Genomic DNA, 24,667 nt, shown 5'->3' with positions numbered 1-24,667 from the left:
GTTCGATGACGACCGATCCGACGACGCCGGGTCCGGACGCCGGTTCGGCCAGTCCGCCAGGCGACACCGACGCACGGTCACTGGGCCGGGTCACGATGGCGACGATCGTCGCGGCCGCGTCGGGGTATGTCGTCCTGCTCTTGGCGGCCAGGCATCTCGGGGCCGTCGGTTACGGCGTGTTCGCCGTGTTCTGGGCCGCCTACGGCCTGGTGACCGGGGCGCAGAACGGGCAACTGCAGGAGACGACGCGGGCGGTCCGGACCGCCGCATCGGAGGGGCTCGCACGGTCGCGCCCGTTGCTGGTCAATGCGGGCATCGGGCTCGGCCTGGCCGTTCTGGTCGTCGCGACGTCACCGTTGTGGAGCTCACGGGTGTTCACCGCGGATCGCGGCCTGTCGGTGCTGCTGCTCGCCGTCGGCGTGGCGAGCTTCGCGGTGTACGCGCACCTGTGCGGAGCGTTGTCGGGGCGGCTGGACTGGTCGTCGTTCGCGGTGCTGCTGTCGGTCGACGCGCTGATCCGGCTCGCTGGTGCCGGTGTCGCGGTCGCGGCCGGCTGGGGCGTCACCGCGTTCCTGGTCGTCACCGTCGTCGGGTCGGTGTCGTGGTGCCTGCTGCTCGTGGTGTCGGCCTCGGCCCGCCGTGCCATCGGCGTCGCCGGCGACGTCGCGCCCCGACGTCTGACGGGCAACACCCTGACCGCGATGGCCGCCGCCGCCGCGAGCGCAGTCCTCGTCATGGGTTTTCCCGTGCTCATCAACCTGACCACCGACCTGCGTGGCGGCCCCGACGCCGACGACGTCCGGACTATCGGCGCGCTGATCCTCGCCGTCACCCTGACCCGCGCACCACTACTGGTGCCGCTCAACAGCTTTCAGGGTGTGCTGATCTCGAGGTTCGTCGACCGCCGGGACCACCGCCTCGCCGCGCTGGGTGCTCCCCTCGGGATCGTCGCCGCGGTCGGTGGCGTCGGGGTGACGGCCGCGTGGCTGGTGGGCCCGTGGTTGCTGCGATCGGTGTTCGGCGCCGACTTCGATCTCGACGGTGTGGTCGTGGCGATGCTGACGCTCGGCGCGACGTGCCTGGCGCTGCTGACGGTGACCGGCGCCGCCGCGATCGCCGCGGGCGCCCACCGCTGGTACGCGGCCGGATGGTGGGTGTCGACCCTGGTCGCGATCGCGATGTTGCTGCTGCCGCTCGACGTCGCGACCCGGACCTGCGTCGCCCTCGTCGTCGGACCCCTGGTCGGCCTCGGCGTTCATCTCGTCGGGGTGCTGCGGGCCTGACCCTTCGTGACGCTCGCAAGCTCGCTCCTCAGGGAGCATGGGGTCGGCTCGCAAGCTCGCCCCTTAGTACCTGCGGCCTCGCGGCCGTCGTTGACCGAAAGAACCGCATAACCCCTGCTCCCTGAGGTGCGAGGAGCGCAAGCGACGAGCCTCGAAGGGCTGGTGAGGCGCGCTACGAGCCCTTCGAGGCTCGCTTCGCTCGCACCTCAGGGAGCAGGGGTTAAGCTCGCTTCGCCCGCACCTCAGGGAGCAGGGGTTGGGCTCGCTTCACACGCACCTCGAGGAGCGGGGGGCGCTCCTAGCCCCCGGACGAACCCCGCAACCGGCCGAGGCCCGCCCCGACGCGAGCCGAGAGGTGGTTCAGCCTCGACGTCGCGTGCCACCTGGCGGCGCGTGCCGCCTTCGGCCAGCCGTGCGCCTCGCAACGCTGCGCTTCGTCGGCGAAGAATCGGTTCTCCTCGGCGAACCGCCGACCGTCGACGGCCTGCACGGAACTCACCGAGGCGCGGTGCCTGCGGTAGGCGAAGACCACCTCGGGGTCGTAGACCAGTGACCCGCCGGCGCTCGCCAAATCAACGAGGAGTGCGAGATCGAGGACGATCTCGAGTCCGGGCCGGAACCCGACCTCGCGCACGGCGGCGGTCCGCCACAACAGGGACGGAAAGTAGGTCCAGTTGCCGTGGTACAGCGAGGTGGCCAGCTGTTCCCCGGACAGCACGGTCGCCCGCGGCGGCGCGAGAACCGACTTGATCCGGTCACCGAGCGGCGTGACCGGTTGTCCGTTCTCGTCGATGACGTCGACGCCGGGCGCGATGACCGCGGCGTCGGGATGGTGGCGGGCCATCGTACGGACGGTGGCGAGGTAGGCACGGTGCATCACGTCGTCGCACCCCATGACCACGAACCAGTCGGCGGTGACCAGCTCGACGCAGCGCCGGAAGTTCCCGTTCACGCCGAGGTTGGTCTCGTTGCGGAGGTACCGGACCCGGGCGTCACCGAGCGACTCCAGCCAGTGCCGCGGCGTCGGATCCGGGTAGCAGTCGTCGACGACGACGAGCCGAAGGTCCGGGTCGTCTTGGTCGAGCACACTGGTGACGGCTTGCCGGAACTGGGCGACGTCGCCGTAGAACGGCATCATCACGTCGATCGTCACCGCACAAGACTAACCAGGTCCGATCACCACGCGGCCCCCGAGGCGTGCCGGGCGGCAGACCCCGCGCGGAAGCGGGTTAGGGTTGTTGACCATGGCCGACCCCAGTACCAACGCCGACGTGTGGCTGGTGGTACCCGTTTTCAACGAGGGCCAGGTGATCCGCGAGGTGGCGGCCAAGGCCCGCGAGACGTTTCCCAACATCGTCTGCGTCGACGACGGCAGCTCGGACAACTCGGCCGAGGAGATCCGGGCCGCCGGGGTGCATCTGGTTCGGCACCCGGTGAACCTCGGTCAGGGCGCCGCGATCCAGACCGGCGTAGAGTACGCGCGTCGCCGGCCGGGGGCACGGTTCTTCGTGACCTTCGACGCCGACGGACAGCACCGGGTCGACGACGTGTCGGCCATGATCGAGCGCTTACGACGCGAGCCGGTCGACATCATCGTCGGGACCCGCTTCGCCGACGGTCGCAGCGAATCGGTTCCGATCCTGCGCCGGATGGCGTTGCGCACCATCGTGTTCCTGAGTCCGCGCACCCGTCGCCTCGGATTGTCCGACGCACACAACGGACTTCGGGCCTTCAACAAGACCGTGGCCGATCAGCTCGACCTGCTCATGAGCGGGATGAGCCACGCGTCGGAGTTCATCGCGCTCATCGATCACCATCGGTGGCGGGTGGCCGAACAACCGGTGACGATCCTTTACACCGACTACTCGCGCGCGAAGGGACAGTCGCTGATCAACGGGGTCAACATCGTCGCCGATGGCCTGTTCCACACCCGGATGAGGAAGTGATGCCACGATGATCTGGTTCCAGATCCTCGCGATCCTCGGTCTGGTCGCGCTCGTCGGTTTCTTCGTGGTGAACCGGGGCACGGCCCGCGCGTCGGCAGGCGTGAAGCTGCTGTTCGTCGCGTTCATCGGCTTCGGCCTCTACGCGATGCTGAGGCAGGACGACGTCACGTGGGTGGCCAACAAGATCGGCATTCAACGCGGCCTCGACCTGGTCCTGTTCCTGCTGGTCATCGCGTTCGCGTTCACGACGGTGTCGACGTATCTGCGGTTCCGCGACCTGGAGGTCAAGTACGCGCGGCTGGCCCGTGCGATCGCGCTGCAGGACGCGGAGCGCGAGAACCATCCCGGAACGGGCGACTAGCTCCGGACCGTCATCGACTGCGCCACGGCACTACCCGACTCCAGCCGATCGTTCGCACCATCGGCGGCGGAACGGCTTTCGGCCGCGGCCACCTGGAACATGGTGGCGACGATGGAGGCGTACAACACCAGCTCACCGAAGTTGCCGAGCCAGAGAACCGACATGCCCGCGGCCGCGGTGACCAGCATCGTCACCGAGCCGAGCAACAGCCAGAGCGACCGCACCTGACGCCACGTGGTCATCCCGATCGCGATGAGGATCAGCACGGTGCCCAGAGCGGGGACCGGCGGGCCGGCAGCGGCGGCGTTGGCGTACCGCAGCGCATCACCGTCGGTCGCCGGCGTCAGCTCCAGCGCCACGAAGCACTCGACGATCCCGACTGTGATGTATCGGGACATCGGTGACGTTTCTGCATCTGGACATTGGTGACACTTGGTGTGTCAGGACTTCGGTGACGGTGCGGTCTTCTTGGTGGGGCGTGGGCCGCGGGGTTGTCGATTTCCGACGTAGGTGATTCCTGGGGCGGGTCGGGGGTGTTCGACGAGGACTTCGCCTTCGGTGTTGGCGATGACGATTGTGTTGTCGTCGGTGACAACGAGGACCTGGTCGAAGGCGTGGTCCACATCGACCATGTAGGTGACTGCGTCCACGCTGATGGTGCCGGAGGTGCTGACAGTTCTGGCCAGGACGCCGTCGGGTAGGTCGGTGGGTTGCCGCTGTGCGGGCCGAGGGCGTGGTGTCGGCGGATCGAGCAACGGCCGACCGAATTTGGGGTGTGGCGCGTCGGCTTTCGGTGTTGCCTGCCAGGCGGTCAACGGTGTGACCCGCCCGGGCAGTCCTTGGTGAGGCCGCTCGGTGTTGTAGATGTGGTCGAACGCGTCGACCTGGGCCTGCAACTCGGCCAGGGTGTCGGCAAGTGGCTGTTTGTCCAGGTAGCGGAACAGTGTCTGGTGGAAGCGTTCGTTCTTGCCCTGCGTGGTGGGCTTGTAGGGCTTGCCGGTGATTGTTTCGACTCCGAGCGCGTGGGCGTGTTCGACGAGTTGACCGATGCGGCCGCGGCGTGAGGGGTTGAAAGCGGGCCCGTTGTCGGTGAGGAGTCGCTGGGCCACGCCGTGAGCGGTCACCGCCTTGTCGAACACCGCGATCGCGGCGTCGGAGGTCTCACCGGCGGCCACGTAGGAGCCCACGGCGTAGCGAGAGTGATCGTCGATCAGTTGCAGGATGACGCACGTACGTCCGCCGGTCAGAACGTATTCGGTGCCGTCGAGTTGCCAGCACGCATTCGGTGCGGGATAGACGAACCGCCGCCACGCCGAGTGGGGCTTCTTTCTCGGTTCACGCCGGGCTACTCCGGCATCGCGGAAGATGCGGGCCAGCGATGCTGTCGAGGGGACCTGTGCCATGCCCATCGACCGCATCTTGTCGTGCACGCTGATCGGTCCGTGGTCCAGACCCGACCTTTCCAAGGCGGCGCGCACCGCCACCGCTTGTGACTTGACCTCGTCACTGAGCGCTGACGGGCTCGACTTTGGGCGGCGGGTCCGCGGTTCGAGGGCTGCCGCGGGCCCCTCGACTTTGGCGCGTTTACGCAGCTCGTAGAACGACTTTCGAGAAATTCCGTGTTCGACGCAGAATGTTGAGACCGCTCCGCGGGGTGCATCATCAGGCCACTGCGAGATAGCTAGCCGGACGACAGGGTCGATAGGTTCATTAACAGCCACCGTCTGAGCGTTGAATGCGGCACGTGAGCTGACCCGAGGATGGCGGTTCGATCGGAGCCCAACCGGTTGCTTGTCGTGGACACCAACGCGAAAGCGCAAGCCTGCTTCCAGGTCGGCCACCTTGTCGCCTGCATCGACGTGTGTCAATATTGACGCGTGTCGAATAAGAATCTCCTGCTGCCACCCGGCCGCGGCCTCAGTAGCGACGAGACCGGGGCTGTCACCCCACTGTTGAAGGCACTCGCTGATCCGGTTCGACTGCGGTTGCTGTCGGAGGTCGCTGCGCATCCGGGCGGCGAGGCGTGCGTGTGCGACATCTCCGGGCCGTTCGAGCTGTCGCAGCCGACGATCTCGCACCATCTGAAGGTGCTGCGCCAGGCGGGTCTGGTGACCAGCGAGCGCCGCGCGACCTGGGTGTACTACCGGGTGAACACCGAAGCGCTGCAACAACTGTCGGGCCTGCTGGGCGATCTCGCCACGGTCGTGGGGGAAACGCGGTCGTGTGAGGCCGACCAGTGACCGCCACCGACACCGCGGTCGCGGGCAAGTTGTCGACGCTGGACCGGTTTCTGCCGGTGTGGATCGGCGCCGCGATGGTCGCCGGACTGCTGCTCGGTCGAGTCGTCCCCGGCCTGGGTGACACTTTGGCGGCGGTCGAGCTCGACGGCATCTCGCTGCCGATCGCCCTCGGATTGCTGATCATGATGTATCCGGTGCTGGCCAAGGTGCGCTACGACCGACTCGACTCGGTCACCGGTGATCGTCGCCTGCTACTCGGGTCGTTGGCGTTGAACTGGATCATCGGACCGGCGTTGATGTTCGCGCTGGCCTGGCTCCTGCTCCCGGATCTGCCGGAGTACCGGACCGGACTGATCATCGTCGGCCTGGCCCGATGCATCGCGATGGTCATCATCTGGAACGACCTGGCGTGCGGCGACCGCGAAGCCGCTGCTGTTCTCGTCGCACTGAACTCGGTGTTCCAGGTGGTCATGTTCGCCGTGCTGGGTTGGTTCTACCTCTCGGTGTTGCCCGGATGGCTGGGCCTGGAGCAGACCACCATCGACACCTCGCCGTGGCAGATCGCGAAGTCGGTGCTGATCTTCCTCGGTATACCCCTGGTCGCAGGCTTCCTCACCCGCCGCATCGGCGAGCGAACCAAAGGCCGCGACTGGTACGAGTCCTCGTTCCTGCCGCGTCTCGGGCCGTGGGCCCTTTACGGGTTGCTGTTCACCATCGTCATCCTGTTCGCGTTGCAAGGTGAGCAGATCACGTCGCAGCCGTGGGACGTCGTGCGGATCGCTCTGCCGCTGCTGATCTACTTCGCGGTGATGTGGGGCGGTGGGTTCGTGCTTGGGGCCGCGATGGGGCTGGGGTATGCGCGAACCACCACGCTGGCGTTCACCGCCGCGGGCAACAACTTCGAGCTCGCCATCGCCGTCGCGATCGCCACCTACGGTGCAACATCCGGCCAGGCCCTGGCCGGAGTCATCGGACCACTCATCGAGGTCCCCGTCCTCGTCGCCCTCGTGTACGTGTCCCTGGCACTGCGGAAACGCTTCACCACCCCAACCACTGCCTCCAGCCCGGATGTGTCGAAGGAGCCGGCTCGCGATGCCTGAGGATCTGTTGGACGAGCAGCTAAGTCGCAGTGAACACCGCGCGCAGCCCGAACTGTTGATGCCCCATGCCGTGCTCGCCCGTACCGCCGCTGACCTGGCCGCCAAGTATGAGGGGGTGGTGTCTCGCCAGACGGTGGAACGCTGTGTGTTCGAGTCCTACACCGCCTTACGGCGCACCTCCCGGGTGCATGCGCACCTGACGACCTTGGCGGGCAGGTTCGCGGCTGATCGGTTACGCGCCCTGGCCCAGTCCGATGGATCGGTGCCCAAGGATGTGCCCGAAGTTCTGTTCGTCTGCGTCCAGAACGCCGGCCGCTCACAGATGGCCGCCGGATTGTTGACCCACCACGCCGCCGGGCGGGTACACGTGCGCTCCGCCGGGTCAGCCCCCGCGCACTCGATCAACCCGACCGTCGTCGAAGCAATGACCGAGATCGGCGTCGACATGGGCACGCAGTACCCCAAACCGCTCACCGACGATGTAGTCGCCGCCGCCGACGTGGTCGTAGCCATGGGTTGCGGCGACGCGTGTCCGATCTATCCCGGCAAACGCTATCTGGACTGGACGGTCGCGGACCCCCAGGGCCGTCCCCTCGACGAGGTTCGCGCGATCCGCGACGATCTTGACGCCCGAGTTCGTGGTCTTCTCACCGAACTCACCACCGAACGTGTGTGACGTATCTGATGTTCCTTCACAGCTGAAAGGGCTTGTGTCTCATGTCTACATCTCGACCTAGGGTGCTATTTGTGTGTGTCCACAACGCTGGCCGCTCGCAGATGGCCGCCGGTTTCCTCACCGCCTTGAGCCAGGGCAGCGTCGAGGTCCGCTCCGCCGGATCTGCTCCCGCCGACTCCATCAACCCGGCCGCGGTCGAGGCGATGGCTGAAGTCGGTATCGACATCTCCGCACAGTCACCGAAGATCCTCACCCCCGACACCGTCGAATCCTCCGACGTCGTGATCACCATGGGCTGTGGCGATGCGTGCCCGGTGTTCCCCGGCGTCAGCTACCGGGACTGGGCTCTCGACGACCCAGCCGGCCAAGGCATCGACGCGGTCCGCCCCATCCGCGATCAGATCCGCGGACTCGTCGCGAACCTCCTCGACGAACTGGTACCCGCCGACCAGCAGGTCGGCCAATGAGCACACCACCGCAGGTGTTGTTCGTGTGCGTGTCCAACCGCGGCAAATCGGTGATGGCCGAACACCTCACACCGACAGTCACCGACCGGATCACCCCATCCTCAGCCGGCACCAACGCGAAAATCGGCGGCCAGGTCAACGAACTGTCCGCCCAGGTACTCGCCGAAGTCGGCGCCGACGTCGTCGGACATCAGCCGCGGCAACTCACCGATGAACTGATGCAAGCCGTGGACCTGGTCGTGGTGGTCGGCACCGCCGAGGTCACCCCACCCGACGGCGTCGCCCTCGAAGTGTGGGACACCGACGAACCCTCCGGACGGGGCATCGACGGTATCGAACGAATGCGGCTGATCCGCGACGACATCACCAACCGGATCCGCGCCCTCGCCGACCGCATCGCGCGGTAGGCGAGAACGCGAACCGAGGCTGTCAGCAGCAGGCTGTGCGCGCCTCGGCCTGGTCTGCGGCGTTGCCGCCGCAGCACACCGAACCCTGCTCGGCGTCCTCGGTGGCGTTCTGTTCCAACAGTTTCGGGCTGGTCCCGAACGTCTCGGAGTCAGCCAGCACGGTGTAGACCTCCCACTTCTCCTTCGCCGGCCCGGTCACCCACACCTTGTCCTGCGTCGCGAAACAACAGGTGGAGTTGATCTCCTCCTGGGTGAATAGACCCTCCCCGGACAACCGGGCGATCTCGGCGTGCACCTTCTCGCTCGACTCGACCTCGACGCCGAGATGGTTGATCGTGCCGCCCTGGCCGGGATTCTCCAGCAGCACCAGCTTCAGTGGCGGCTCGACGATCGCGAAGTTGGCGTATCCCGGCTTGCGCTTGGCCGGGGTGGTGTTGAACAGCTTGGAGTAGAACTCGATCGCGGTATCGAGATCATCGACATTGAGCGCGAGCTGCATACGGGACATGACCATCACCTTCACCTGTGAGACATATATCGAACTACTGACACCTGCAGGGTGCCACCTTTTCGACATATGTCAAGTACCAGGGTATGGTCGGGTCATGCCGAAGGCCCTGCCGATGGTCGACATCAGTGCCCCGATCTGCTGTGCGCCCGTGTCGGCGGCCCCTCTCGATGACGACACCGCCCTAGAAATCGCTCTGCGGCTCAAGGCGCTGGCCGATCCGGTCCGGATCAAACTCGTCTCGATTCTGCTCACTGACACCGGTGAGGGGATCTGCACCTGCGACCTCGCGACCGCGGTCAGCCTCACCGAGGCCACCACGAGCCACCACCTGGGGCAGCTCCGCGAGGCCGGCATGGTCGCACCTGACCGACGAGGGATGAACGTCTACTACCGTGCCCGGCCAGAGTCGTTGGAAGCGCTGCGCAGCGTTCTCAGCGCCATCACGGGGTGCTGCTGAACCGTCGCAGGCGCGGTCAGTTGAGCACCTGCGTCAGCCCCCCCTCAGCGGCAACCGCGCCACGCAACGCAAGGCACATAGCGGTGCGTGGCGGAAACCAAATGAAGAAGTGTCACCACCAAGACCCCTCACACTGTCACCAGTGTCTTGATGCGGAAGTGACACCGATGTCCTGCGAGATGACACTCGACGATCCCGACGACCACCAATGCGGCGACGAGAACGGCCCCGACCACGACCACCGGACGACTCCACCGCACCCCCAGACGCCAAGCGAGCACGGCCGCGGCGACAACGATCAGCGGAGTCATCAGCCCGTGAATCCAGAAGCGGGGCAGATTGATCGCGTACAGGAGGTCACCGAAGCCGACGAACCGTCCCACCGCAACCGCCATGTTGTCGAATGTCAGTGCCACGCCGAGCAGGACCACCAACCAGGTCACGGCCCCACCCGACCGCCTCAGGCGGAACGCACGCGCGGTCAACGCGATCATCCCCAGCCCTATCGCGGCCATGATCGCCGAATTTCCCATCAGTCCAGTGAGCATCAGCTCGCCACCTCCCATCGCTCAGCTTACTGAACGATTCGGAGCCGTCACCCTCACGGACTGCCCTCCCGGACACAGTTTCGCCAACCCCTTGCGTCTACGTATACATCTACATATAGTTACCGCATGCCCAACAAGACCATCTACGTCTCCGACGAGGACCTCAAAGTCCTCGAACGCGCTCAACAGGTGTCAGGAGGCAATCTCTCCGGCGCAGTCGTCGAGGCACTGCGCGCGTACGTGCGGGCGGCCGACTACCGCGACGCCGGTTACGACGAGGTCGTCCTGCGCGACGGTCCCGACGGAGTGCGTCGTAAACGGTTCTTCGGCAGACTCCTCGCCGAGGAGACCGAGTACGACGAAACCACCGGCAATGCAACCAAATTGACCGCATACGGAGGGCGGACCGGCAAGATCGTCCTCGCGGTCCACCACGTCGACTGGGCGAACTACGGGGTGACACATCGCCAGAAGACCGGTAACTGGCTGAAAGACCTGACCGGCCTTCCCAGTGTCCGCAGCCTGTTCACCGCCGACCTACCCGACTGGGGTGACTACCGCGTCGACATCGTCGACTCTCCCGACCAGCTCAAACCGCTTGTTCCCGAACGCTTCTACGCACGTACCGCAGCCGCCCTCCGACCCGAGGTCGAAGACCTGGACGTGTGAACCCCACCCGACCGCACCGCTAGAACCACCGAGTACTTCCCGGCGACGTCCATCAGGGACGGTCGTCTACCCACATATGCATATATGCGCATGAGTTTATGCCTGGACCCATCAACGACAGGGAGCAAGATCATGACAACAACCGCCATCCGCGCCACCGGACTCACGAAGTCCTTCGGCGACCACACCGTCCTCGACGGTATCGATCTCGACGTACCGGCGGGCACGGTGTTCGCCCTGCTCGGACCCAACGGCTCCGGGAAGACGACCACCGTGAAGATTCTGTCCACGTTGTCGCAACAGGACGCCGGTGGGGTGGAGGTAGCCGGACTCGATCCGCGGACCGACCGCGCCGAGATCTGCGCGCAGATCGGCCTGACCGGGCAGTTCGCCGCCGTCGACACGTTGCTGACCGGGCGGGAGAACCTCACCATGGTCGCCCGCCTGCGACATCTCTCGAAAGCGGCGACCCGCGAACGGGTCGACCGGTTGCTGCGCGACTTCGACCTCACCGACGCCGCGGACCGTCGGGTCGCCGAATACTCCGGCGGTATGACCAGGCGCCTCGACCTGGCCATGACTTTGGTGGGCGAACCGTCGATCATCTTTCTCGACGAGCCGACGACCGGACTCGATCCACGGTCCCGCCGCGCGGTCTGGGACACCGTCCGCGGTCTCGTCGCCGGCGGCACCACCATCTTCCTCACCACGCAGTACCTCGGGGAAGCGGATCACCTCGCGGACCGGATCGCTGTGCTCGACCGCGGCCGCATCGTGGCCGAGGGGACGGCGGCCGAACTGAAGCGTCTCGTGCCGGGCGGATACATCCGGATCGACTTCACGAACGCCGACGACCTCGAACGGGCGCGGTCGCAGTTCCCCTCGGCGGTCGACACCCCGGGCGAGAACACCCTCGCCGTCCCCGGTGGCGCCGGGATCGGCGCTGTCCGCGGCGTGCTCGCCACCCTCGACGACGCCCGGATCGACGCTGCCGGGATCTCGGTCCACACACCGGATCTCGACGACGTCTTCCTCACCATCACCGGCCGCACCGCCGCTACCACCACCAACTAGGAGAAGTCATGACCACCACGCTCGACCACACCCTGTCCGACTCCGCGGTGATGGTGCGCCGCAACCTGATCCGGCTACGGCGCTACCCCACGATGATGTTCTCCACGATTGCGATGCCGGTCGTGATCCTGCTGATGATGACCTACTTCTTCGGCGGTGCCATCGAGAGCGCCCTCGCCGCGGACGGACCGCTGGACGGCAAGTACATCAACTATCTTCTCCCCGGCCTACTGCTCTTCGTGCCGTCGTTCCTGACGGTGGCGGTTGCGGTCTCGGTCAATCAGGACGTCACCGAGGGCATCATCAATCGGTTGCGATCACTGGCAACTCCGCCGACAGCGATCCTGGCCGGACACTTCGTCGGCGCCCTCATCCAAGGTGTGGTCGCGGTCTGCTTCCTGCTCGCGGTCGCGTTCGCGATGGGCTTCCGTGCCGACGCAAGCCTTCTCGACTGGTTCGCGGCCGGCGGACTGCTCCTGCTACTGACCGCCGGCCTCGTGTGGATCGCGGTTGCCATGGGCGTCGTCGCGCCGAATCCGGAGAGTGCGAGCAACATGCCGCTGCCGCTGCTGTTCCTGCCCTATCTGGGCAGTGGGCTGGTCCCGACCGACAGCATGCCCAACGGTGTCCGCCAGTTCGCCGAGTACCAGCCGTTCAGTCCCATCGCCGACACGCTGCGCGGACTCCTCATAGGTCTCGACATCAGTGATCGCTGGCCGTGGGCGCTGGGATGGTGCGTGGTGTTCCTGGTGGTCGGCTACTCCTGGGCGGTCACCGCGTTTCGGCGATCCACTACCGGCTGACGCTTCCCGCCCTGCGACGTGTACGGCTCGCGCCGTGCACGTTTCGGCGTTCGCGCCTCAGTCCCGCAGCGAACCCAGGAAGTCGGCCACCTCGTCGTGGTTCGGCAGCAGACCCGACTCGCGCGCCTCGGTGAGCCCCGGTGCCGCGGTGTCCTTCGGCGAGAGTTCGAACTCCAGCGGCGAACCGTCCCGGGCGTGCGTCGGCCATTCGATACCCAATTCCGGATCAAGCGGGTTGATGCCGTGCTCACCCGTCGGGTTGTATCCGGTGGAACAGAGGTAGGTCACGGTCGAATTGTCGGCGAGCGCGCAGAACGCGTGGCCGAGACCCTCGGACAGGTAGACCGCACGACGATCCACGTCATCGAGCAGGACGGTGTCGTAGGTACCGAAAGTGGGTGAGCCGACGCGGATGTCGACGATGACGTCGAGAATCGCGCCGGTGGGGCAGGTGACGTATTTCGCCTGTCCGGGGGGGACGTCGGCGAAGTGCACGCCGCGCAGCACGCCGGCCGCGGACACCGAGAGGTTCACCTGCGCGAGGTCGAAGCGGTGGCCGATGGTCTCGGCGATCACGTCGGCCTTGAACGCCTCGGCGAACAACCCACGGGCATCGCCGTGTTGGACCGGGGTGAACTCCCACGCTCCGTCGATGGCGAGCGGGCGGACCTTCATGCGGACACCTTTCCCAGAGTCGGTCGTCGGATATGCGCCTCGGGGGCGGCGCTTAGAAACCCTTGCCCCGCTGCAACAGTTCGAGCAGGTAGTCACCGTAACCCGACTTGCGGAGTTTGTCGGCACGAGCCCGCAACTCCTCGTCGGAGAGATAGCCTTGCCGCCACGCGATCTCTTCTGGGACAGCGATTTTGAGCCCCTGGCGTTGTTCGACGGTGCGGACGAAGTTGCCGGCGTCGAGGAGGCTGTCGAACGTGCCGGTGTCGAGCCACGCCGTGCCGCGCGGCAGGACGGTGACCGACAGTTTGCCGCGGTCGAGGTAGTGGGCGTTGACGTCGGTGATCTCGTACTCGCCGCGGGAGCTGGGGCGCAGATTGCGGGCGATGTCGACGACATCGTTGTCGTAGAAGTACAGACCGGGCACCGCGAAGTTCGACTTCGGTTGTGCCGGTTTCTCTTCCAGCGAGATAGCGGTGCCGTCGGCATCGAAGTCGACCACGCCGTAGGCCTCCGGGTTGGCGACCCAGTAGGCGAACACCGCACCGCCGTCGACGTTCTCGAAACCCTGCAACCGGCTGCCGAGTCCGGGGCCGTAGAAGATGTTGTCGCCGAGGACGAGAGCCACCGAGTCTGTACCGATGTGGTCGGCGCCGAGGACAAAGGCCTGCGCGAGTCCGTCCGGGGAGGGCTGGGTCTTGTAGGTGAGGTCGATGCCGAACTGGTCGCCGTTGCCGAGCAGGTTCTCGAAGGCCGGGGCGTCGTGCGGGGTGGTGATGATCAGGATGTCGCGGATCCCGGCCAGCATGAGCGTCGAGAGCGGGTAATAGATCATCGGCTTGTCGTAGACCGGGACGAGTTGCTTGCTCACCCCCTGCGTGATGGGGTGCAGCCGCGTGCCCGTACCGCCGGCCAGGATGATCCCTTTCATGGCGATCAGGGTAATGCCCGCGGCCTTTCGCGACGGCACGCGAGTCGCACCGCTGCGCTCACCCGAGGCGAGCAGGTCAGCTGCTCGGTAGAGTGACTGCGACCATCGACCTCGACGAAAGGCGCCGCGCGTGCGTGTTCTCGTGACCGGGGGTGCCGGGTTCATCGGCGCCAACTTCGTGCTGCGCACCCTGACGACCCGCCCCGACGTCTCGATCCGGGTCCTGGACAAACTCACCTACGCCGCCAACCCCGACACCCTCGCCCCGGTCGCCGACCGCGTCGAACTCATCGAGGGCGACATCACCGACGCCGCCCTGGTCGGCCGACTCGTCGCCGAAACAGACCTCGTCGTGCACTTCGCCGCCGAATCCCACAACGACAACTCCCTGGCCGACCCGTCGGCGTTCGTCTCCACCAACCTCGTGGGCACCTACACCCTGCTCGAAGCCGTCCGCGCCCACCAGGTGCGCTACCACCACATCAGCACCGACGAGGTCTACGGCGACCTCGATCTCGACGACCCCGCCCGCTTCACCGAACAGACCGCCTACAACCCGTCGAGCCCCTACTCCTCGACCAAAGCCGGCAGCGACCTGCTCGTGCGCGCCTGGGTCCGCTCCTTCGGCGTGGCCGCCACCATCTCCAACTGCTCCAACAACTACGGCCCGTACCAGCACATCGAGAAGTTCATCCCCCGCCAGATCACCAACGTGCTCTCCGGGGTGCGACCCAAGCTCTACGGCGACGGCCGCAACGTCCGGGACTGGATCCACGTCGACGACCACAACGACGCCGTGTGGACCATCATCGACCGCGGCCAGATCGGCGAGACCTACCTCATCGGCGCCGACGGCGAGGTCGACAACCGCACCGTGGTGGAAACCATCCTCGAACTCCTCGACCAGCCCGCCGACGCCTTCGACTTCGTCACCGACCGCCCCGGCCACGACCGCCGCTACGCCATCGACTCCACCCGCCTGCGCACCGAACTCGGCTGGACCCCCTCCTACCTCGACTTCCGCGCCGGCCTCGCCGCCACCATCGACTGGTACCGCGACCACCCCGGCTGGTGGCAACCCGCCAAAGAAGCCGTCGAACAGAAGTACGCCACCACCGAACGCGTCACCGGCTGACCGGCACCTCCGCTTATCGACCCAGCCCTCCACTAATTGACCCGCCCCCTCCGCTGGTTAAGCCGGCCCCTCCGCTGGTTGACCCGCCCCCCGCTGGTTGAGCCGGCCCTCCCGCTGGTTGAGCCGGCCCTCCCGCTGGTTGACCCGCCACTCCCCTGGTTGAGCCGCCACTCCGCTGGTTGACCTGGCCCCTCCGCTAATTAATTAGCCCCTCCGCTGGTGACCCGGCCCCTCCACTGGTTGACCCGCACCCTCCGCTGGTTGAGCCGGCCCCGAGCGAAGCGAGGCGCCGAGTCGAAGCCACCTGGTGACCTCCATGCAGTCCACTTGGCCCATTCCCAGGGTCGCCGCTTACGGTGGTCGTCATGCGCGTACTCGTGAGCGGAGGAGCGGGCTACATCGGCTCGCACACCGTCATCCAATTGGTCTCGGCCGGACACGACGTCGTCATCGTCGACGATTTCAGCAACGCCAAGCCGGCCGTCGTCGGCCGGCTCGAGGCACTGACCGACCGTTCCATCCCCGTCCACGCCTTCGACCTCGCCGACGTCGACAAGACCGAACACTTCTTCGCCCACGAGGACATCGACGCGGTCATCCACTTCGCGGGGTTCAAGGCGGTAGGCGAGTCGGTGGCCAAGCCGCTCGACTATTACCAGAACAACCTCGGCACCACGTTCGCCCTGCTCCGCGCGATGGAGCGCCACGACGTGCACACGCTGGTGTTCTCGTCGTCGGCAACGGTCTACGGCGCCGAGCCACAGTTGCCGATGACCGAGGACCTACCCACGTCGGCGACCAACCCGTACGGCTGGACCAAGGTGATGATCGAGCAGATCCTGCGCGATGTCGCCGCCAGTTCGGACGTGTGGCGCATCGCGGCACTGCGGTACTTCAATCCGGTGGGCGCGCATCCGAGCGGGCAGATCGGCGAGGACCCGTCGGGCATTCCGAACAACCTGATGCCGTTCGTCGCGCAGGTCGCGGTCGGCCGGCGCGAGAAGCTGGCGGTCTTCGGCAACGACTACGACACCCCCGACGGCACCGGCGTGCGCGACTACATCCACGTCGACGACCTGGCCGCCGGCCACGTCGCGGCCCTCGACCGCATCAGCACCGGCGAGACCGGCATGTCGACCTGGAATCTCGGTACGGGGCAAGGTGTTTCCGTCTTGGAGGTCGTTCACGCGTTCGAGAAGGCCAGTGGGCGCCCCATCCCCTACGAGGTCGCCCCGCGGCGGGCCGGCGACATCGCCGCGTCCTACGCCGATCCGACCCGGGCGAACGACGACCTGAACTGGCACGCCGCCAAGACAATCGACGACATGTGCGCCGACACCTGGCGCTGGCAGTCGGGCAACCCGAAGGGCTACCCGGACGCCTGACTCGAACCGGCAGGTCCTCGGGCCGGCGCGTGCGGATCGTCGGGATCGACGATCGAGTCGGTGACCCAGCCGATGTAGCGCCGCGCCGAACTGTCCACCACGTCCCGGGCGTTCTCGGCCACGACGACACCGAACGCGTCGTAGAGCCGGTCGAACCGAAGTTCGTTCACCCGGTCGACGATGTGGCGGACGAGCCGCGGTGACAGCGGGATCATGTTCGGGTAGCTGCGCATGAAGGTCACCATGCCGGGTTGCATCACGCCCTTGATGGTGTCGCCGGTCAGCACCGCACCCCGGCCGTCGGCGGCGTCGGGAAGGTGTAGCACCGCGCTGCCGGGGAAATGACCGCCGCACTGGACGAGTCGCACCCCGCCGAGGACTTCGGTGGTGTCCGACCAGAAGCGCACGACGGGGTCGGGTCGGGTGACCCATCGCCGGTCGGAGTCGTTGTAGTACACCGGAACTCGACCGAATCGATGACTGAGCGAGACGCTCGCGCCCACCAGATGGGGGTGACTCGCGGCGATGGCGGCGACCCCGCCGTGCTGCTCCAGCCAGTCGACGAGGGACGGCCCGAGGAAACCCGGCGGTTCCCAGAGGATGTTCCCGTCGGGAGTCGTGACGAGCAGGGCACGCTGCCCGATCCCGACGGAGGGCTGCACCGACAGCGCGGTCAGACCGGGCTCCAGTTCGTGGGCGGTCAGCGCGTTGTCGGCGGTCTCGTCTAGGCGGGTCCAGCTGGGCCCGCTGACCGGAAGCCACTGCCGGTCGTCGTCGCAGATCGGGCACATCGCGGGCGGCGTCTCGCCCGGCGGGAACTCGTTGGCGCAGAACACACACATCCAGGGCCGCATGTCCCGACGCTAGCCCGTGCCCGTGCGTCGAACGGGGTGAATCGCCGCTCCGCTCCGTAAGGAGCGAGACGCGGCCCCACTGCTCCCGAGGAGCGAGACGCGGCCCCACTGCTCCCTAATCCTAAAGAAGCGACCCCATTGCTCCCTGAGGTGTGAGGAGCGATAGCGACGAGCCACGAAGGGCCTGGTGAGACACGTTGCGGAGCCCTTCGTGGCTCGCTTCGCTCGCACCTCAGGGAGCATGAGTTCAGTCGCCCAGGATTGGTCTTTCGTGGCCCACGACGGCCGCCGGGCCGGAATTACTGACGAGCGGAGGCACTCAGGGCGCGGGCGGCGGCGGGTAGACGAGGTCGTTGACGCGGTAGACCACCGCGTCGCCGCGGCGGAAGACCTCGGTCAATCCGGGAGCGCCGTTCTGACGCAACGCCAGGAAGGGGTCGCCCTGGTGACCGCGGGCGGGGTCGGGCATGCCGCGCTGGAACTCCCAGTAACTCGGCGGCGAGTCGATCACGTAGTGCACGTTCATGTCTCGCACGATCTGGTCGATGGCCGGGTCGGCGCCGATCTCCGACACCCCCCAGAACAGGTCGCGCTGCCGCTCGGAGAACTCGTTGGCTCGGTAGAAGGGGAACATCGGGGTGACCCCGGTGACCGGGTACAGCCAGCCGGTGCCCTGGTCGAGGTTGTTGAGGACCAGGACGTCCTGGGCGTCGGGCTGCGCGGCGAGCCACTCGTAGGCGGCGAGATCGTCGGGCCCGACATACTTGCCGCCCCGCTCCTTCGACGCGATCTGCGCGTTCGGCGGATAACGCACGACGGCGGCTCCGGCGATCAGCCCCAGCAACACCACGTATGTCGCGGCCACCACCCAGCGCGCCTTCCCCGAAGTCGCCTCGGCCTTCTCCTGACCGTCGGCCGGTTCCGACGCCACGCGGCGTCGGACCAGACCTGCGACGCCGAGCGCGAGAACCCCGATCGCGACGCCTGCCGCCGCGGCCGAGAGGATCGCGACCACGAACGTGAGCCGGTGGGGTGAGTTGTAGAAGTAGCCGCCGATCGCCCCGAGCGGGTAGGACAGCGGCCCCAGGGACACCATCGCGTTGGCGGTCACCAGGGCGAACACGAACCATGCGACCAGGCCGGCCCAGCATCGCAGCCATACGAGCGCGATCAGCCCGAGCAGGGTGACGACGATCAGCGGCCACACCGGGAAGTGGTCGAGCTCGAGCGGGATCGTCCCGTTGAACGCGCCCTTGACGAGCCCGTCGAGAACGCCGATCGTCTCCTCACGGAAGTCGAAGAACGGGAGTTCGTTGGTGTCGGCGACCCGGATGGTGCCCAGGACGACCGGTGCGATGAGGACCAGCGTCACCACCGCCGTGACGGCCAGCGTCGCGAGATCGCGCAGGCGACCGGCGACCGGACGCCACAGACCCTCGCACAGCCACCAGAGGCCGACGATCACGCCGACGACGATCAGGCCGGAGGGGTGGGTGGCGGTCACACCGGCCACGGCCAGCGCGGCCGGCAGCACACGCGATCTGTCCGACACCACGCTCATCACGAGGACGGCGGCGACCGGCGCCAGGCTCACGCCGACCGCGTTCGGCACCGAGGTCAGCTGGACCTCGACGTAGGGCAGGGACGGGAACAGCGCGCTCAGCGCACCCGCTGTACCGGCGATGAGAGCCGACGAGTCGACGTCGTAGCGGTGCCGCGCGAACCAGTAGGCCAGCGACGCGACACCGAGCGGAACGGTGATCGCCAGCACGGCGGGCGAATACGTGTTGTAGAGCTCGACCGGGTCGGCACCGGTCAGCGGGAACAGCAACGCACCCAGCGCATGCCAGGTGTTCGGGTAGTAGTTGAACCCCTGGGTGTCGTAGTTCATCAGCTCGCCCATCCTCATGGCCGAGCCGACGCCCGTCTCGTGGATCCAGCGCAGCGAACTGGCGTGCCACAACGAATCCCACACCTGCGAGATGTTGCCGAGACCGGCGAATGCGGTCGTCGCGATCGGCCGGATACAGGTGACGGCGATGACGAGTCCACCGAGTCCGAGCCCGGCGGCGACGCGCACCATCGCGGTCCGTCCCACGCGGGATTCGCCGTCGGCGTCGGGTACCGGCGCCAGCCGCTGACCCCACCGGGTGAGCAGCAGTGCCGAGTAGACCCAGGCACCGCCGACCGCGAAGACCAGACCCACCAGGGCCGAGACGGCATTCCACTCGAAGCCGACGACGGAGTACAGCACCGTCAGGATCGAGACCAGGGCGAACGTGATGGGCGGACCGGCGGCCAGCGCGACCGGCCACGGGAGGTTCATCCGTCGGCCGACGAACGCGCCGGGCAGGATGAGCACGAGGGCGGTCACGACGACGACCCATGCTCCCAGCATCATCGTCTGCGCCTTTCCACACTCACCCGCCGCACTCCCCGTCGCACCGCGGTGTCACTGCGCGGTGCCTGATCAAACTCTCAGCAGGTTACCGGGTGGTCGATCGACGACGCGTCACCGTGTGCGGGCGGCCCCGGCGGCCGAGCCCGCCATCGCGGCGGTACCGGGTTCGTCGACGGGCGCACCGTGGCGACTATGTCCGAGGAGAGCGACGATCAGGCTCATCATCGCGGCGACGGCGCCGAAGCCGAACATGACCGGGTAGGTGATCGCCGGCCAGCTCTCCGAGATCCAGGCCAGAACCGCCGGAACCCCGAAGCCGAGGTAGGTCACGCCGTAGAACACGGCCGTGAGCCCGGCGAGGTCGTCGGGTCCGGCGATGCGCTGCACCTCCAGCAGGCCGACGATCATCGCCATGCCGTATCCGCAGCCGAGCAGCGTCGACGCCAGGAGCGCGACCCAGACGGTCAGCACGTGTGCCGCCACGGCCGCGAGGACCATTCCGGCCACGAGCACCACGAAGGCGACGACGACACCGCGGAGACTCCCCGGCCGGTTGATCCGCCGACCCAACGACTGGATGCCGAAACCGGCGGACAGGCCGAGGACGCAGCACAGGCCGGCGAACGCGATCGGCGCTCCCGCGGTGCGGGCGGACATGAGGGCGGGGACGATCGCGTAACCCGATGCGGCGGCACCGAAAACCCAGGGCGCCAGTGGCAGCACGACGAACAGGAAACGACGATGGCCCGCGGACGGGATGCGCAGGTCGTCACGCAGACGCCCCGGCGAATCTTGTCTGGGACGCGTCTCCGGCACCAGCACGATCAGATTCGCCGCGACGACCGCGATGGCGATGTTGATCAGGTACGGCAGCACATGCGGCCACGGCCCCCACTGCGCGAGCACCCCGGCCACCCCGGCGCCGACGCCGAAGCCGGCCGTGAGACTCATGGCCGCGCGACCGGCGCCGGCACCGGTCCGCGCACCGTCTCGGTCCGAGAGTTCCTTGATCCAGCTCCCGCCCACGGCCATCGAGAGCCCCAGCGCGATGCCGCTGCACACCCGCCCGGCGGTCAGCAGTGCTACCGACTCCGAGCCCGCGGCCAGCAGTCCCGAACCGACCGCCGCGAACAGCGGGGCGGGCAGCATGAGTGGCCGTCGGCCCAGGCGATCCGACAACGGGCCGCCGATCAGCAGGGCGGGCACGATGCCCAGGACGTACGCGAAGAGCAACGCGTCGACGACGACCGGCGACATGTCGGTGATCTGCCGGTACATGACCAGCAGCGGCGTGAATTCGTTGCCGCCCCACGCGGTGGCGAACACGGCGAGCGCGACGGCGGGCCATCCGAAGCGCGCGCGGTCGGCGCTCATGCCGGTGCCCCGGGGAGGTCGTGCCCGGGCAGATCGTGAACCGCGACGAGGTGGCCGGCGAGCAGGGTGTCGAAACGTTCGGCGTCGGCGGAGTCGATCGCGTCGAGGAGCGCGCGGTGGTCGTCGAGGATTCGGGCCGCGACACTCGCGTCCCGGTGCACCGACGCCGTCGTCATCCGTCGATGCCGCTCCCCGAGCGTGGTGTAGAAGCCGGACAGCAATGCGTTGTCGCCGGCGGCGGCGATGAGCTGATGGAACTCGGCGTCGATGCGGGAGAACTCCCGGATGTCCGAGGCGTCGGACCGACGATGGGCGTCGAGGTTGGCGCGCAGACTCCGCACGAGTCCGGCCACCGCGCCCGGCCGACCGACGACCGCACGCACCGCGTGCCGTTCGAGGAGCAGGCGTGCGTCCACGACGTCGCGGATCTCGCGCTCACCGATAGGGACCACGAGGGCTCCCCGTTTCGGGTAGAGACGCATCCAGCCTTCGGTCTCCAACCGCAGGAACGCCTCGCGCACCGGAGTACGGCTCACCGAGCACTTCGCGGCGATCTCACCCTCGCTGATCAGCTCACCGCCGGCGATCGCGTTTGTGAGAATTTGTTCTTTGACCTCGACATATACCCGCTCAGCAGCGGATTCGGAGGTCGCATGCAACATAGACACAAGTTGTACCTTATCAATGATCATTGGACACTTCACCTGGGCCGACCCACCTTCCGGAACGATCCCAGACGGTGAGACACTTAATCCGGCCGTAACGAGCGTCACCCCGCTCACACGAGCCCGGCCCGCGTCCGCTGAGCCCACCTGCTCGCGTCGATGCGGATCACTTCTAGCTCGCGGGCAGCGTGGCCGGCGAGACGATGCAACCCGCATTTTCGCGGCTTTTCAGGAGGACCCGTGACGAGCACGGAGGACACACGTATGGGTGAGACCCCCTACACCGAACCCACGATCGCCGACCACCCCATCACCGACGAAGAGATCTTCTTGGCCCACGTCGGCGGCAAGCTCTCGGTGGAGCTGCGCGCACCCATCGACACCCAGCGCGACCTGTCGATCGCCTACACCCCGGGTGTGGCCCAGGTGTCGCGTGCGATCGACACCGATGCCACCCTGGTGAACAAGTACACCTGGACCGATCGCCTGGTCGCCGTGGTGAGCGACGGCTCTGCGGTCCTCGGACTCGGCGACATCGGTCCCCGCGCCTCGCTGCCGGTCATGGAGGGCAAGTCCGCACTGTTCCGCAGCTTCGCCGGACTCAACTCGATCCCCATCGTTCTCGACACCCAGGATCCCGACGAGATCGTCGAGACCCTGATCCGACTCCGCCCGAGCTTCGGCGCCGTGAACCTCGAGGACATCTCCGCGCCGCGCTGCTTCGAGATCGAGCGCCGCGTCATCGAGGCGCTCGACTGCCCGGTCATGCACGACGACCAGCACGGCACCGCGATCGTCGTCCTCGCCGCCCTCAAGGGCGCGACGACCCACCTCGGCCGCGATCTCGCGGGCTTGAAGGTCGTCATCTCCGGTGCCGGCGCCGCAGGTGTCGCGTGCGCCAACATCCTTCTGGCAGTGGGCATCTCCGATGTCGTCGTGTTGGATTCCAAGGGCATCGTGTCTGCGGGACGTGACGGCCTGAACGAGTCGAAGAGCGAACTGGCGTCGCGCACCAACCCGCGCGGGCTGACCGGTGGCGCGGTCGAGGCCCTCGCCGGCGCCGACGTCTTCATCGGTGTGTCGGCAGGTCTGATCCCCGAAGAGCTCATCGCGTCGATGAACGACGATTCGATCGTCTTCGCCCTGTCGAACCCCGACCCGGAGATCCATCCGGAGGCCGCCGCGAAGTACGCGGCGATCGTCGCGACCGGGCGCAGCGACTTCCCGAACCAGATCAACAACGTCCTCGCCTTCCCCGGCGTCTTCAAGGGTGCGCTCGACGCCGGTGCACGACGCATCAGCGAGGGCATGAAAATCGCTGCGGCCGAAGCCATCTTCTCGGTCGTCGCCGATGACTTGCGCGCCGACCGCATCGTGCCCAGCCCGCTCGACGACCGGGTCGCCCCGGCGGTGGCAGCCGCCGTCGCCGACGTCGCCCGCGCCGAGGGGCACTGCTCCTAGGCGCTTTGCCCACCCGCGACTGAGAACCACCCTCTGGCGGGCTACTGACAGCTATCTGTCGGTGGTTCGCCTCTGGAGGGTGGTTTTCGGTACCTCGGCGTCGCTCACCACCCCATGAGTTCCGCCGACTCCTCGGCGATGGCCGGGCCGAGGGTCATCCCGCGGCCTCCGGGGCCGGTGACCGCCCACACCCCGTCCCCGATGGACTCGCGGCACACGATGCGATGGGGCTCGGTGCACTGGCTGTAGACGCCGGCCCAGCGGCGCTGGATCTTTGGCAGCGGCCGCCCGAGCAGCCCCTCCGTCACCTCGACGAGATGGGCGTAGGGGTCCTCGTCGACGTCGAAGGTGAACGGTTCGGCGTACTCGTGGGTGTCGCCGATGGTCAGCCCACCGTGCAGGCGCTGCACGCACAGCAGCTGCATCCCGTGGTCGGCGGCGACCGGTCGCTGCGGTTCGGTGCGCCGAAGTTCCTCGAGGGCGGGGCCCGCGAAGCCCGGGTAGTAGCGGAGGCTGTCGCCGTCGGCGATCGAAGTGGTGAGACGTTGCCCGAGTGGTGCCGTCTGCATCATCTGCAATCGGACCCGACGGACCGGCAGCTCGCCGAAGATCTCGCGGAGCAGTCCGCGATGAGTTGCGCCGGGGCACAACACGACACAGTCGCCTGCGTGAACGGCCCCGGTGTCATCACGAACCGAGGTGCCGGTGATCGCGCGCGCCTCGACGCCCGGAACGAAGGTGTATCGACCCGATCGCTCCAAGCGGAATCGCAAGGCGGGCATCGCCTGTCGGGACTCCACAGCGGCGTCGGACGCGCAGTACAGTCCGGCGAGGTAGTTCCCCTGTAGCGCAGGGTTCTTCTCCGCGACCTCGATCCGGCGCAACAGGGAGAATCCCCGACGCTGCGCGTCGTCGCGGGCGAGCACCTCTTCGGCGACGGCGAGTTCAGCCTCGGTACGTAACAGGGTGATCGAGCCGTTCGCCCGGAAGCCGACCTTCGGGACCTGGGTGCCGATCTGCTCCCAGAGGATGCGGGAGCGCAGCGCGATCTCCAGTTCGGGAACGGATCGCCCCGAGACCCACACCAATCCGAAGTTGCGGACGGTGGCGCCCCGCGCGCCGAGTTCACGATCCAGATGGATCACCTCGTGTCCACGTTCGACGGCCATCCAGGCGTGTGCGGTTCCGATGATCCCAGCACCGACGATGATCACGCGCATGCGTTCACTTCTCCTCTGTCGAAAGAT

26 protein-coding genes and 1 pseudogene are annotated in these 24,667 nt (G+C 67.2%); 15 read left to right on the top strand and 12 right to left on the bottom strand.

All coding sequences use genetic code 11. The features are described from left to right. Window positions 1-5 precede the first annotated feature (5 nt). A complete protein-coding gene (locus tag M4D77_RS00795; RefSeq protein WP_259935321.1) occupies window positions 6-1,283 on the top strand; it encodes a polysaccharide biosynthesis protein in 1,278 nt (425 codons plus the stop codon). A gap of 298 nt (window positions 1,284-1,581) precedes the next feature. On the opposite strand, the gene M4D77_RS00790 is transcribed toward M4D77_RS00795, so the two are convergent. Beyond that, window positions 1,582-2,436 carry a glycosyltransferase family 2 protein gene (locus M4D77_RS00790; RefSeq protein ID WP_259935320.1) on the bottom strand — a complete coding sequence of 285 codons (855 nt, stop codon included), beginning with the start codon at window positions 2,434-2,436 and terminating at the stop codon, window positions 1,582-1,584. 91 nt (window positions 2,437-2,527) lie between these two features. On the opposite strand from M4D77_RS00790, the gene M4D77_RS00785 reads away from it, so the two are divergent. Further along, window positions 2,528-3,229: a glycosyltransferase family 2 protein gene (locus M4D77_RS00785; protein ID WP_065630497.1), complete on the top strand. Its 702-nt coding sequence runs from the start codon at window positions 2,528-2,530 to the stop codon at window positions 3,227-3,229. Window positions 3,230-3,236: 7 nt separating this feature from the next. Beyond that, the gene (locus M4D77_RS00780) at window positions 3,237-3,590 is read left to right on the top strand and encodes a DUF2304 domain-containing protein (protein ID WP_259935319.1); all 354 of its coding nucleotides are present in this window, start codon (window positions 3,237-3,239) and stop codon (window positions 3,588-3,590) included. Here M4D77_RS00780 and M4D77_RS00775 read toward each other — a convergent pair. Next, entirely contained in the window at window positions 3,587-3,988 is a 402-nt protein-coding gene (locus tag M4D77_RS00775; protein WP_259935334.1) for a hypothetical protein, read from the bottom strand. The genes M4D77_RS00780 and M4D77_RS00775 overlap by 4 nt on opposite strands. Before the next feature lie 19 nt (window positions 3,989-4,007). Further along, window positions 4,008-5,269, bottom strand: a pseudogene (locus M4D77_RS00770) (integrase core domain-containing protein); the annotation flags it as partial. 198 nt (window positions 5,270-5,467) lie between these two features. Between M4D77_RS00770 and M4D77_RS00765 the strand changes: the two are divergent. From M4D77_RS00765 to M4D77_RS00745, 5 genes are read left to right on the top strand one after another with little or no spacing between them, the layout of a single operon-like run. Beyond that, window positions 5,468-5,830, top strand: a complete 363-nt coding sequence (locus M4D77_RS00765; RefSeq protein ID WP_007240805.1) for a helix-turn-helix transcriptional regulator — start codon at window positions 5,468-5,470, stop codon at window positions 5,828-5,830. Continuing rightward, the gene (gene arsB, locus M4D77_RS00760; protein WP_005179505.1) at window positions 5,827-6,930 is read left to right on the top strand and encodes an ACR3 family arsenite efflux transporter; all 1,104 of its coding nucleotides are present in this window, start codon (window positions 5,827-5,829) and stop codon (window positions 6,928-6,930) included. The genes M4D77_RS00765 and arsB overlap by 4 nt, the downstream gene beginning before the upstream one ends. Continuing rightward, window positions 6,923-7,606, top strand: a complete 684-nt coding sequence (locus M4D77_RS00755; protein ID WP_005179509.1) for an arsenate reductase ArsC — start codon at window positions 6,923-6,925, stop codon at window positions 7,604-7,606. The genes arsB and M4D77_RS00755 overlap by 8 nt, the downstream gene beginning before the upstream one ends. 41 nt (window positions 7,607-7,647) lie before the next feature. After that, window positions 7,648-8,073: an arsenate reductase ArsC gene (locus tag M4D77_RS00750; protein WP_012834432.1), complete on the top strand. Its 426-nt coding sequence runs from the start codon at window positions 7,648-7,650 to the stop codon at window positions 8,071-8,073. Further along, entirely contained in the window at window positions 8,070-8,480 is a 411-nt protein-coding gene (locus tag M4D77_RS00745) for a low molecular weight phosphatase family protein (protein WP_005179518.1), read from the top strand. The genes M4D77_RS00750 and M4D77_RS00745 overlap by 4 nt, the downstream gene beginning before the upstream one ends. Window positions 8,481-8,502: 22 nt before the next feature. Here the strand turns inward: M4D77_RS00745 and M4D77_RS00740 are convergent, their stop codons facing one another. Next, window positions 8,503-8,988, bottom strand: a complete 486-nt coding sequence (locus M4D77_RS00740) for an ArsI/CadI family heavy metal resistance metalloenzyme (protein ID WP_005179519.1) — start codon at window positions 8,986-8,988, stop codon at window positions 8,503-8,505. Between the two features lie 97 nt (window positions 8,989-9,085). On the opposite strand from M4D77_RS00740, the gene M4D77_RS00735 reads away from it, so the two are divergent. Continuing rightward, the gene (locus M4D77_RS00735) at window positions 9,086-9,448 is read left to right on the top strand and encodes an Rv2640c family ArsR-like transcriptional regulator (RefSeq protein ID WP_259935318.1); all 363 of its coding nucleotides are present in this window, start codon (window positions 9,086-9,088) and stop codon (window positions 9,446-9,448) included. A 128-nt stretch (window positions 9,449-9,576) separates the two neighbouring features. On the opposite strand, the gene M4D77_RS00730 is transcribed toward M4D77_RS00735, so the two are convergent. Continuing rightward, window positions 9,577-9,996, bottom strand: coding sequence for a hypothetical protein (locus M4D77_RS00730; protein ID WP_259935317.1), 420 nt, complete (start codon window positions 9,994-9,996; stop codon window positions 9,577-9,579). A gap of 126 nt (window positions 9,997-10,122) precedes the next feature. On the opposite strand from M4D77_RS00730, the gene M4D77_RS00725 reads away from it, so the two are divergent. The 3 genes from M4D77_RS00725 (at window position 10,123) to M4D77_RS00715 (ending at window position 12,542) form a co-directional block, all read left to right on the top strand. Beyond that, window positions 10,123-10,665 (top strand): EXLDI protein, encoded by a 543-nt coding sequence (locus M4D77_RS00725; protein ID WP_226512331.1) that lies wholly within the window; start codon window positions 10,123-10,125, stop codon window positions 10,663-10,665. A gap of 132 nt (window positions 10,666-10,797) precedes the next feature. Next, entirely contained in the window at window positions 10,798-11,739 is a 942-nt protein-coding gene (locus M4D77_RS00720; RefSeq protein ID WP_259935316.1) for an ABC transporter ATP-binding protein, read from the top strand. Between the two features lie 8 nt (window positions 11,740-11,747). Beyond that, a complete protein-coding gene (locus tag M4D77_RS00715; RefSeq protein ID WP_259935315.1) occupies window positions 11,748-12,542 on the top strand; it encodes an ABC transporter permease in 795 nt (264 codons plus the stop codon). Window positions 12,543-12,599: 57 nt separating this feature from the next. Here M4D77_RS00715 and M4D77_RS00710 read toward each other — a convergent pair whose 3' ends face one another. Both M4D77_RS00710 and rfbA read right to left on the bottom strand, forming a co-directional pair. Then, window positions 12,600-13,217: a dTDP-4-dehydrorhamnose 3,5-epimerase family protein gene (locus tag M4D77_RS00710; protein ID WP_068970630.1), complete on the bottom strand. Its 618-nt coding sequence runs from the start codon at window positions 13,215-13,217 to the stop codon at window positions 12,600-12,602. Window positions 13,218-13,269: 52 nt separating this feature from the next. Continuing rightward, a complete protein-coding gene (gene rfbA, locus M4D77_RS00705) occupies window positions 13,270-14,145 on the bottom strand; it encodes a glucose-1-phosphate thymidylyltransferase RfbA (protein ID WP_065630504.1) in 876 nt (291 codons plus the stop codon). Between the two features lie 130 nt (window positions 14,146-14,275). On the opposite strand from rfbA, the gene rfbB reads away from it, so the two are divergent. Next, the gene (rfbB, locus tag M4D77_RS00700) at window positions 14,276-15,280 is read left to right on the top strand and encodes a dTDP-glucose 4,6-dehydratase (protein WP_259935314.1); all 1,005 of its coding nucleotides are present in this window, start codon (window positions 14,276-14,278) and stop codon (window positions 15,278-15,280) included. 365 nt (window positions 15,281-15,645) lie between these two features. Then, the gene (gene galE / locus M4D77_RS00695; protein ID WP_065630506.1) at window positions 15,646-16,665 is read left to right on the top strand and encodes a UDP-glucose 4-epimerase GalE; all 1,020 of its coding nucleotides are present in this window, start codon (window positions 15,646-15,648) and stop codon (window positions 16,663-16,665) included. On the opposite strand, the gene M4D77_RS00690 is transcribed toward galE, so the two are convergent. The 4 genes from M4D77_RS00690 to M4D77_RS00675 all read right to left on the bottom strand — a co-directional run bounded on the left by M4D77_RS00690 (window position 16,650) and on the right by M4D77_RS00675 (window position 21,956). Beyond that, a complete protein-coding gene (locus M4D77_RS00690) occupies window positions 16,650-17,519 on the bottom strand; it encodes a hydrolase (protein WP_065630507.1) in 870 nt (289 codons plus the stop codon). The two genes, galE and M4D77_RS00690, sit on opposite strands and share 16 nt — an antisense overlap. A gap of 319 nt (window positions 17,520-17,838) precedes the next feature. Then, a complete protein-coding gene (locus M4D77_RS00685) occupies window positions 17,839-19,920 on the bottom strand; it encodes a DUF6541 family protein (RefSeq protein ID WP_259935313.1) in 2,082 nt (693 codons plus the stop codon). Between the two features lie 111 nt (window positions 19,921-20,031). After that, entirely contained in the window at window positions 20,032-21,294 is a 1,263-nt protein-coding gene (locus tag M4D77_RS00680) for an MFS transporter (RefSeq protein ID WP_259935312.1), read from the bottom strand. Beyond that, window positions 21,291-21,956, bottom strand: coding sequence for a GntR family transcriptional regulator (locus M4D77_RS00675; protein ID WP_058251396.1), 666 nt, complete (start codon window positions 21,954-21,956; stop codon window positions 21,291-21,293). The genes M4D77_RS00680 and M4D77_RS00675 overlap by 4 nt, the downstream gene beginning before the upstream one ends. Window positions 21,957-22,223: 267 nt before the next feature. Between M4D77_RS00675 and M4D77_RS00670 the strand changes: the two genes are divergently transcribed. Further along, window positions 22,224-23,420 carry an NADP-dependent malic enzyme gene (locus tag M4D77_RS00670; RefSeq protein WP_058251397.1) on the top strand — a complete coding sequence of 399 codons (1,197 nt, stop codon included), beginning with the start codon at window positions 22,224-22,226 and terminating at the stop codon, window positions 23,418-23,420. Window positions 23,421-23,524: 104 nt separating this feature from the next. Here M4D77_RS00670 and M4D77_RS00665 read toward each other — a convergent pair whose 3' ends face one another. Then, window positions 23,525-24,640, bottom strand: coding sequence for a TIGR03364 family FAD-dependent oxidoreductase (locus M4D77_RS00665; RefSeq protein ID WP_259935311.1), 1,116 nt, complete (start codon window positions 24,638-24,640; stop codon window positions 23,525-23,527). Window positions 24,641-24,667 lie beyond the last annotated feature (27 nt).

The organism is Gordonia sp. p3-SID1431 (assembly GCF_025143765.1).
Taxonomy (GTDB): domain Bacteria; phylum Actinomycetota; class Actinomycetes; order Mycobacteriales; family Mycobacteriaceae; genus Gordonia; species Gordonia hongkongensis.
The sequence above is the reverse complement of the archived record's forward strand: the minus strand, read 5'-3'. Positions and strand labels throughout refer to the sequence as shown.